Origin of the sequence: Acinetobacter lwoffii, from assembly GCF_022809915.1 — a bacterium.
In the GTDB taxonomy this organism is placed as follows: domain Bacteria; phylum Pseudomonadota; class Gammaproteobacteria; order Pseudomonadales; family Moraxellaceae; genus Acinetobacter; species Acinetobacter lwoffii_M.
The window spans coordinates 1-10,566 of the sequence record NZ_JALGQY010000050.1; the positions used below are offsets into that span (position 1 = coordinate 1).

General features: G+C 45.1%; 5 protein-coding genes and 1 pseudogene. 4 read left to right on the forward strand and 2 right to left on the reverse strand.

The window, feature by feature from the left end; all coding sequences use genetic code 11:
• Positions 1 to 78 precede the first annotated feature (78 nt).
• Positions 79 to 600, forward strand: a pseudogene (locus tag MTX11_RS15715) (DUF1003 domain-containing protein); the annotation flags it as partial.
• 146 nt (positions 601 to 746) lie between these two features.
• Here MTX11_RS15715 and coq7 read toward each other — a convergent pair.
• Together coq7 and MTX11_RS15725 are read right to left on the reverse strand one after the other, a co-directional pair.
• Entirely contained in the window at positions 747 to 1,382 is a 636-nt protein-coding gene (gene coq7 / locus MTX11_RS15720; protein WP_243475546.1) for a 2-polyprenyl-3-methyl-6-methoxy-1,4-benzoquinone monooxygenase, read from the reverse strand.
• Between the two features lie 3 nt (positions 1,383 to 1,385).
• Complete coding sequence (locus MTX11_RS15725) at positions 1,386 to 2,705, reverse strand: MFS transporter (RefSeq protein WP_243475547.1); 1,320 nt, start codon at positions 2,703 to 2,705, stop codon at positions 1,386 to 1,388.
• Between the two features lie 174 nt (positions 2,706 to 2,879).
• Here MTX11_RS15725 and MTX11_RS15730 point away from each other — a divergent pair, with 174 nt between their 5' ends.
• The 3 genes from MTX11_RS15730 to MTX11_RS15740 all read left to right on the forward strand — a co-directional run.
• A complete protein-coding gene (locus MTX11_RS15730; protein ID WP_243475548.1) occupies positions 2,880 to 5,636 on the forward strand; it encodes an autotransporter assembly complex protein TamA in 2,757 nt (918 codons plus the stop codon).
• A gap of 35 nt (positions 5,637 to 5,671) precedes the next feature.
• Positions 5,672 to 10,195 (forward strand): translocation/assembly module TamB domain-containing protein, encoded by a 4,524-nt coding sequence (locus MTX11_RS15735; protein ID WP_243475549.1) that lies wholly within the window; start codon positions 5,672 to 5,674, stop codon positions 10,193 to 10,195.
• Between the two features lie 141 nt (positions 10,196 to 10,336).
• On the forward strand, positions 10,337 to 10,566 hold a 230-nt coding region (locus MTX11_RS15740), incomplete at its 3' end, for a transposase (RefSeq protein WP_243474662.1).

Below are 10,566 nucleotides of genomic sequence, written 5' to 3' on the forward strand. Positions count from 1 at the left end.
TGCTGGCATATACAATTTAGATTGGGTGAAAGATAAACAATTAAATTGGTTAAAAAATGATTTATGAAGGAAGTCTAGTATGTACATTCATTATTAAGTTCGGAAAAGGGTGAAGTGACTGACCTTGAGTTCGAAGTGATTCATAGCATGCATCAGCATGAACTGATCACTAAAAATGTGGAAACGACCTTAGAGCAAAAGTGGACCTTGGGAGAAAGGCTCGCCGATAAAATTGCAACTTTTGGTGGAAGCTGGACTTTTTTGATTTGTTTTGCAATCTTCTTGGGGCTGTGGATTACGATAAATACTGTGGTGATGGTGACACAACCTGCCGATCCTTATCCATTTATTCTGTTGAATTTAATTCTGTCCTGTCTCGCGGCGATTCAGGCACCTATTATTATGATGAGCCAGAACAGACAGGAAGCCAAAGACCGCTTACGTTCGCAAAATGATTATCAGATCAACTTAAAAGCCGAACTGGAAATTCAGCATTTGCATGAAAAATTAGATCATCTGTTGCTGCATCAATGGGAACGGTTGGCGCAAATTCAGGAAATCCAGCTGGACCTGCTTTCTGAAATGAGCAAAAAAGATTAAAGGATGCTGTGGGGGACTCTCTATTATTTTATAGAGCTTATAAGTAATAAGATCGCTATATGCCTTGAGTTACTATTATCTCGCTCAAGATTTGACACATATTAAAAAGCCCACAAATGAGTGGGCTCAAACTGAAACCGTCTTATTTAAATAAAATAACTGGTTTTGGTCATCAACTTGGAAATGCCGGTCATGGCGATCTTGACTGGAACGGGTAAATCTACACCGCCAGCGTTTAAAGCTGTATCCCGATGATGCAGTTCATCTTCATTCATCTGTTCCAAGATACGACGAGAACGTTCATCCTGCGGTGGCAACTGACTAATATGATGTTGTAAATGCATGCTGACTTGACGTTCTGTTTCAGCCACAAAACCCAGACTGTATTTATCGCCTGCGATTCCGGCAATTGCACCCATACCGAAGGAAAGACCGTACCAGACCGGATTGAGCAGACTGGTATGGCTATCCAGTTCTTTTAAGCGGTTTTCACACCAAGCCAGATGATCCTGTTCTTCAATCGCTGCCTGTTCCATTTCGCGACGTACATTCGGGAGTTTCGCCGTCATCGCCTGACCATGGTACAGCGCCTGTGCGCAAACCTCACCACTATGATTGACCCGCATTAAACCTGCCACATGACGTGCATCACTGACGGTTAACTGTGTTTCTACCGGTTGGGCCGGATTTTCACGTTGGGCCGAAGTCGTGCCCGGGACTAGACTGCGTAATGCCTGGTCAAAAGAGTGAATCAGTTTATCGAGACCTGTATATTGACGCATGAATTAATCCTCCAAGGGCGCTTTTGCAGTTTTGATCATTGGTTTCAGCCGGTAAAGTAGCCAGAGAGTAAACAGGCCGCTTAATACTGCGGTAATACAAAAAAGTATTTTAAGATCAAGCTCTAAAACACTTAAAATAATAATCGAGAATATAGCAGAAGATACCATGAAAACGGCATTCAAAATGTTATTTGCTGCAACCACCCGCGCACGATGTGAGCGAGGCGAATGCGCCTGCATCATGGCATACAGCGGAACAATATAAAAACCACCACTAATGCCGAGCAAGGTGACAGCCAGCATGACATGATAATAACTCCAGCCTTGCTGAAACACTTCGGCCAGACCGATTAACTCGCCGCTACGTACTGGCACAAAGGCCAGACTTGCGGCCAGATACAGGGCAAAGATCACCAGACCAATCGCACCAAAAGGCACCATTTTGATATTGACTTCACTGCCACCAATTTTTCGGCATAAATATGACCCTAGTCCGATTCCGACAGAAAAGAACGTCAGCAATAGACTGGCGACATTTTCCGAGGCATGCAGATTTTGCAAGGTCAGCTGTGGAATTTGGGTTAGATAGGTTGCACCATAAAACCAGTACCATGAATTGCCCAGTAAAATAGTAAAAACCAAAGGTAAGCCTTTGGCATATTTCAAGGTCTGCAAGCTGGTGCGAAAAAAATTCCAGTCGACTTGCAGCTCAGGTGCGGGAATGCTTTGTTTCAGGATATAACGACTGGATATATAACCAATCAAGGCGATGCTGATGATGGTTAAACTGATCCACATCAGGTTGCCGGCGGAAGCTGCAATGACTGCACCGCCCAGAATCATACCGAATAGGATTGCCAGAGAAGTTCCGGACTGAAACAGGGCATTGCCGGACATCAGTTCATTCGGTTTCAGGACTTCAGGTAAAATCGCATATTTGATCGGGCCAAAGAAAGTGGAATGGGTGCCCATCAGGAACAGGGCAAATAACAGAATCCATAAATTGCCCATGAGGAAACCGACAGTTCCCAGCAACATAATGGCAATTTCCAGAAGCTTGAGATAGCGAATCAGCTGTGAACGTTCGTATTTGTCGGCAATCTGTCCGGCAGTGGCTGAAAAAATAAAATAGGGCAGGATAAACAGTAACGCCGCCAGATTATTCAAGGTACTGATGCTGGCGGATTGCTGTTGAATCCAGCCATAAGTGATCACCAGCAGCAATGCCTGTTTAAATACATTATCGTTTAATGCACCAAAAAACTGCGTCAGAAACATCGGTAAAAAGCGCCGAGAAGCTAACAAATGTTCATTTTTGTTCATATCGGACGTGCTACATTAAGTTTTATTAAGAAATGTCAGTGATGCGTAAACATTGGGAAAAATCATGTAAGATACTTTCTGCCATGTAAAGGTAAAAACCAATTAATTAAGTTCCTTAGCTTATATTTTTCGGTCAAATAATCAATTAAAGAATGTATTCGTTTAGAGTTTGCTATGCCTGCAAAGAAAAATTTTAAAAAAACGATGCTAAATCGCAGTATGGGGCCTCTCATACCACAGCATAGTGGTATGCAGCTGTGTATGAGCATCTTTTTTATGATGTTATCCCATCAGAGCATGGCACAAACCGAACAGCCAGAAACACCCGTAGCCATTTCTCAGGCAGAAATGGTGGACGAGCTATCTAAAGAAGCGATTCGTCAGGGGGTGGCCACGTCTGAAACTGAAGCAGAAGAAAAAATCGAAGAAGCCTTGGAGCCGGAAGTATCAGTTGACAGCATGTTGATGCTGGAACAACAGCAAAATGCAGGATCTGGTCTGGGCGAATTTACGCCGATCGAGTTTGATGATCTGGAAGATCTGCCAGTACAGACTATTGATCAGAACATGGCCAATGAAATTTATCAGGTAGCCGAGCAAGCCAAACAGGAAGCACAAAACTATCGCAATAGTCAGACCAGTGAAACGGTGGTGGCTGATATCAGCCAGCAAGAACTGCTGGAAATTAATCAGGCACCGGTCAATGTCGACCAGTTGATGCAATCGATTCAGGCAGACAGCCAGATTATTGTAAAAAATAATGAAGCCGGATTGACCTTGCCAGAAGTGCCGGGTCAGTTGGTTGCTGAGGATGATAAACGTCCGAATCTGTTCAAACGGCTATTTTATAAAATCCGTCCTCCACGTCAGATCATGACCGCAAGAGTTCCTCGAATTAGTGCAGATGTGATGATCATAAATGGGCAAGGTGTGGCGCAAAGCAACGGTATGCTGAATCGTAAAGATGTACCTGAAGGCCATCTGAATTTAAGAAATAATGTCAAAGCCAAATTATCCAGTTTTACTCAGGAGTCTTTTGGCGACTTTAATTCGGCTTTGCCGCAATTACGCACCTTGTCCAGACAGGCAGCGCAGGCAGTGGGTTATTATAATGCCCAATTCAGATTTGAAAAAATCTCTGACAGTCGGGTCCGGGTTTTTGTGACCCCAAATGAACCTGTCCTGATCAGCACTCAAAATATTGAATTTACTGGAGAAGGCGCCGAACAGCCACAATTCCAGGTCATCAGTCTTTTGCCTGAACAGGAAGAAGGCGATATTTTCAATCATGGCAATTATGAAAAGACCAAAGAACGAATCAATAATGCAGCCAATAACAACGGTTATTTTGATTCATTCTGGCGTCTGCATGATGTGAAGATTGCCCAGCCACAGAATACCGCTGATGTGAATCTGCGTTTTGAAACGGGTGACCGTTATAAATTAGGCAATGTCGATTTTAGAATGAGCGATCCTGAAAAGGAATTCCCGCTGGACCGAGACGTACTGGAAAGTCTGGTCACCTGGACAGATGGTGCAGATTATACCTTCTGGCGGGTCAATAGCCTGGCCAACAACCTGACCAACTCACGCTATTTCAACTATACCCTGGTGGATGCGATTCGCCCCGATCCGCTTGATAAAGAGCTGGAACTGGCACCCGATATTCAAAGCCTGATTGAAGAACAGCAACGGGCTGAAGATCAGGTTGCGACGACGCCACCGGCTCGCTCGGTATCCTCTTCTGAGGAAGTGACCCAGAATGTTGTGGACGAAGACCAGTTTGCCGGTAGTCGCGATCAGGAAAGTGCAAATTTAAGAACTTTGCGGGTTGAGCAGCAAACCAAAGAGAATGAACAGGATCGTTTAAAAGTACAGGCACGGGAAGAGAAAAAGATTCCAGTGATTGTGACTTTAAATGCAGACCGTTTAAACAGTGCTGAAGTGGGTCTGGGTTATGGCACAGATACCGATATCCGTTTACGTGGTCAATATCGTCGTGCCATTGTGAACAAGCGTGGACATTCGTTTGATGCCAACATGGAGCTATCAGGTATCCGCCAATCCATTGATGGACGTTATAACATTCCCTATCACCATCCGCTGAATGACTATGTCAGTATTGTGGGGGGGTATGAGCGTGAAGAGCGTGAAGGTGTCGCACAGGGTGAAGGCCTGTTGATTGAATCGGCAGTCTTAGGTGCAGACCGGATTATCAAAAATCCACGTGGTAGCTGGCAACGGACTTTCGGCGCACGTTATCGTCTGGATCGCTTGAAGCAGGATGGTTCTGTCGACTTTAACCAGATTCCTGAAGCTTTTCGCTTTAATACCGAAGATGAACAGCAATCGCTATTAGTCGGTTATGAAGTGTCACGTACCGATAGCAATCGTCGGGTCAACCCAACCAAGGGTTTCAAACAGACTTATAAAATTGAGCTGGGCAGCGAGGCTTTATTGTCTGATGCGGATATGGCCATTGTGAATGCAGGCTGGCGTTTTATCTATTCACTGGGTGAAAATGCAGATCATCAGTTTGTGGGGCGTGCCGATGCAGGCTATATTTTCACTGAAAATTTTGCCAAGGTACCGTATAACCTGAGATATTTCACTGGTGGTGACCAGAGTATCCGTGGTTTTGACTACAAGAGCCTTTCTCCTGAAATTGAGGGCTTTAAAGTAGGTGGTCAGGCTTTGGGCGTGGCTTCATTAGAATATAATTATCAGTTCAAGGAAGGTTGGCGTGCTGCGGTATTTGCAGATGCCGGAAATGCCTATAATAAAGAATTCAATAATCCGACCGAATATGGCGCGGGTGTGGGTGTACGTTGGGCTTCACCGATTGGGCCTATACGTATAGATGTAGCGACTGGACTGTCTGATGACAATTATCCGATTCGTTTACATTTCTTTATTGGATCACAGTTATAAAACATCATTTTAAAAAATAGTTATTTGGGTAGATCATGGTCGAGAACCAACCACAGCCAGAACAAGAACCACAAGATAGCGTTGTGCCGAAAAAGCGCCGTATATTCAGAAGCATCCTATTGTCGGTGCTTTTTTCGCTGATTTTTCTGCTGTCTGTGTTGGCTCTACTGTTTTCGACCAATCAGGGCAGTAAATTCCTGCTGGATCAGGTGCTAGAACGCCAGCAAATTATTCAATATGAATATGAAGGCGGTAATTTATGGCGTGGGATTATTCTTAAAAATGTGCTGGTCAGCCTGAAACCGGTCGATGTCAAAATTGATCGTGCTGATGTAAAACTGGGTTGGCGCGCGATTGTCAAAAAAGAAATTCATCTGACTGAAGCCGATGTCCTCAATCTGCAAATTATTAACAAGCGACCTTCAACGGGCGAACCATTCAAGTTTAATGCCATCCGTTTGCCTTTTATTTTGCGCGTTGATCATTTACTGCTGGATCATCTGGTGATTAAAACCCAGACCAATGCAGTCGATTTCTATAATATTGAATTAAATGAGGCACTCTGGTCCGGCACCGAATTAAATTTTGAAGATTCCCGTATGGATATGGGCTATCTGTCGGTACGTGAAGCCACGGGTAAAATGCAGTTTGAAGGCAAATATCCTCTAGATGCCACGGGCATCGTTAATCTGCCTTCCTTAAGAGACAGCCTGAATATTCATGATATTCAGGTGCGGGCACGCGGAACACTGGACACGATTCAGGCTGGCGTAGCGACCAATACACCTGATTTATTAACGGGTTGGGTTATCGTGCATCCGATGCGTCCTCAGGTACCGATGCGCGGCGAGTTGAAGTTCAAGGATTATCACTGGCCTATTCTGGCCGAACAGAAACTGTTTACCAAAGACGGCATTGCCGAGTTCAATGGTGATATCCAACGTCTAGATCTGAATGTCCAGACTGACCTGATTGGGGAAAATATTCCGCAAGGTCAGTATAGTGCGGTGATGTATACCGATCTGGTCAATCAGCTGAATATTACCGATCTGAATGGTCAGTTGATGAAAGGCGCAGTCAGCCTTGCCGGGACAGTGGGCTGGAAAGACCGGGTCAGCTGGGATTTGGCTGGGCGTTTGAATGGGATTGATCCTAAACATGAGCGCATTCCGCAAGTCGTACAAGATTTCTTGCCGCCAAGTCTGGATGCCAATATCGCTTCTGCGGGTAATCTGGAAAATGGCCTGCACCTTACCGGACTGGTTGATTTTGACCGCTATGAAAGCTGGAATCTGAAGCTGGATCAAAATCCGGTCAAGGGCAATAAAATACAACCGATGCTACTGGATGTTGCCTGGAAAAATATTGATCGCGCCGTACCTTATGTGGGCTGGCTCAGTAGTCAGTCTGGCGATGTCAAATTGGCATTGGTCGAAGGTCAGCAGAATATTCATGTGGCGACCAAAGTTGAGCAGCATGAAGAGGGTCTTTTACCTGCAGGCATGTATCAGGCCAAACTCAATCTGAACAAGAATATCCTGAATGTCCCGAGCTTTAATTACAGCGCCAATGCACAGGCAGGCAGCTTAAGCGGTAATGCACGGATTGAACTGCCACAGGAAAAACGTCAGTTAAAATGGACCGCGATATTAAATGCTAAAAATTTAAATACCCAAAGTATTGCCGCAGCTTCACCGGTAGATCGTTTGAATGGCCAGGTTAAAGCCAATGGTTATGCGCAACCGAATCAGCAGATTATTAAACTGAACAGTGTCGACCTGACCGGGCGACTGGCAGAGCAGAATGAAACTGTACGTTTGACCGGTAACAGTACCATTGCCTTGTTATTCCATAATGAAAAAGCGGGCGGCGGTTTTAGAGGGTATGCGATCAATTATGATGGTGCTTTAAACGCCAGCCAGCTTAAAGCCAGTCAGGGTCTGCTAAAACTGCGCGTTTCAGGTACCCCGGACATGTTGAAGATAAATGAATTCCGACATGATGGTGTGGCTGGCAAGATTAATGCCAGCGGTCTGGTCAATCTGGCGAATGGCATTGGCTGGGATATCAACGCATCCTTAATCCGCTTTAAGCCGCAATATTTTAATGCCAAACTGAAAGGCGAATTGTCAGGCAATGTGCAAACCCAAGGGGTGTGGTCAGATGCCTTAAAACGCATTCAGATTCAACGCTTAAATCTGGCCGGTATGCTGAATAACAAACCGGTACGTGGCACGGGTAATTTATCGGTCATCATTAATTCGAACCAGCGCGGTTTTGTACCACAGCAGTTTGAAGCCAATAACTTGTTCCTGTCTTATGCCAGCAACCAGATTCAGGCGACCGGTAATGCACAAAATCTCCAACTGAAAGTCAATGCGCCGGCTCTGTTTGAATTGTATCCAGGCTTAAGAGGTCGTGCGCAGGGCTATATCAATATGCAGGCACAGCCACGATTGCAGGCTTCAGCCAACCTGTCTATCGACAATTTTGCCTTTAAAAACCTGTTTAGCGTGCAGAAAGTTCGTGTTCGTGGACAGTTGCCAACATCGCAAAGCACACCAACTTTATTGACTGCAACGATGGATCGCCTGCGTAGTGGTTCACGCGAGATTGTACGCGGTGAGATATCATTGGCCGGTACCCGTGCTGCGCACATTCTCAAAGTGCAGGCAGAAAACCGCCTGTCAAAATTCTTTGTGCAGCTCGCCGGTGGCTTTAATGCCCAAAATAACTGGCTGGGTCAGATTCAAAAAGGTGATTTCGACTCTTTACGTGCCCGTCTGGTGCAACGTCAAAATGCAGCAGTGATTTATAACACTGCTCAATCGGATCTGTTTGTTGGTGCTCATTGCTGGATGAGTCAGCAAAGCCAGTTGTGTTTTGATCAGCCGATTAGGGTCAACAAAACCCGTGGCAGTGCCTCTTTTATTACCCAAAACCTTGATCTGGAAGATTTCAGTGCATTCCTGCCTGATGGATTGGCGTTGACAGGGAAAGTCAATGGTTATGCCAAGGCTGCCTGGGCGCAAGGTGCTAAACCTAAAATTGACGCACGTCTGGTGACGCGTAATGGTGTGGTAGGCCTATCTTCTGAAGATCCGGATTATTTGGGTTCTACACTCAAATATGATGAAGTCGGGTTGGTCGCAAAAAGCGTGACAGATGGCTTGCAACTTCGTCTGGACGTTAAAACCCCGGATATCGGAACCGGCTATGCCAATGTCATCATTGATCCATATCGTGACAGTAAACCGATGCGTGGCGAAATTGCCTTTAACCAGGTACAGCTCAAGGTCTTTAAGCCATTTATTCAGGACATCCGTAATCTGGACGGGATATTATCTTATGCCGGAAAAATTAGCGGAACTTTAACAGATCCTTTGCTTGAAGGTGAGGTTCGGGTTAAAGATGCTTCGATTAGCATGATCTCCTTGCCGGTGAATCTGACCAATGTACAACTGTATTCATCCATACGTCAGAATTCTGCCAGTATCAATGGCGCATTTAACAGTGGTCGTGGTGTGGGTAAATTAACCGGATCGGTCGACTGGAAAGGTGATCCGCGAGTGCAGTTAAAACTGCAAGGTGATAATCTGTTGATTCGTCAGGCCCCATTAATTACCGCTGTAGTGACACCTGATTTGACTTTGGACATGTATCCATTTAATAAAAAACTGAGTTTGAGTGGCACAGTCGATGTACCGCGTGCGCTGATTTCAATGCCTGAAGCCTCAGAACCTGTAGTTGGTTTATCTTCAGATGTACGTGTCGTGCGTGAAGGTGATGATCAGCTGGCGATCTTGAAGTCTGCACGTCCTTGGGATATCCGGGCAGATGTCGCCGTTTCTTTAGGGAATCAGGTGATCTTTCAGGGCTTTGACAGTCGTATTCCACTCTTGGGTCGAGTCAATCTGTCACAGCGGGGGCTGGAAACCGCAATGCGTGCCAATGGTGCAATCGGGGTATCACAGCGGGTGAAAATCGAAGCCTATGGTCAAAGTCTGGACCTGAATCGTGCTATCGCACGTTTTAATGGTGAACTTACCAATCCGACACTGGACATTGATGCCAATAAATCGGTTCAGGGTAGTACAGTTGGAGTGCGCGTAACAGGGACTGCATCGAGTCCAAGTATTCAGATTTATAATGATGCAGGCCTGTCAGAACAGGAAGCCTTGAATGCCTTGATTACCGGCCGTGTCAATGAAGGTGTATCTGGTTTAAGCCAGGCTGAAGGATTTAGATCCGATGTGAATAATACGATCGCTGCTGCGGGGATTAGTCTGGGCTTGGGTGGCACCCGCGCACTGACCAACCAGATCGGGCGCAGTTTTGGCTTAACTGGTCTAGCTCTGGATGCCCAAGGTACAGGAGATGATACCCAGGTTTCTGTGACTGGTTATATTACGCCTGATTTATATCTTCGTTATGGAGTTGGAGTATTTACACCGGTGAATAAGCTGACTTTACGTTATCAGGTAAATCAGCGCCTGTATCTGGAAGCGAGTCAGTCTTTAGAGCGTGCGATTGACTTGTTCTATAACTGGCGATTCTGATCCCATTAAAAAAGCCCTAATTTTAGGGCTTTTTTAATATGAGACAGGACAAAGATTTTATTAGGGTGTGTTGACACTTTTAGTTTAAAAAAATAGCGAAGTAGTAAAATCAAATCGCCAAACCCAATTTTACTATTCGCTATGCCTCGTACCATGCTGACAGATCAACACTGGCAAAAGTTGAAAGTTATTCTGCGTAATTTATCCATTCACCACAACTCAAATTTACGCAATTTTATTGAAGCTATTCTCTATAGAATTAGAACAGGCTGTCCGTGGCGAGATATTCCTTGCTGTTTTGGTCATTCAAACTCTATTTTCAAACGTTTTAATCGTTGGTCAAGCAGCGGTAAGTTACTTAGATTATTCAA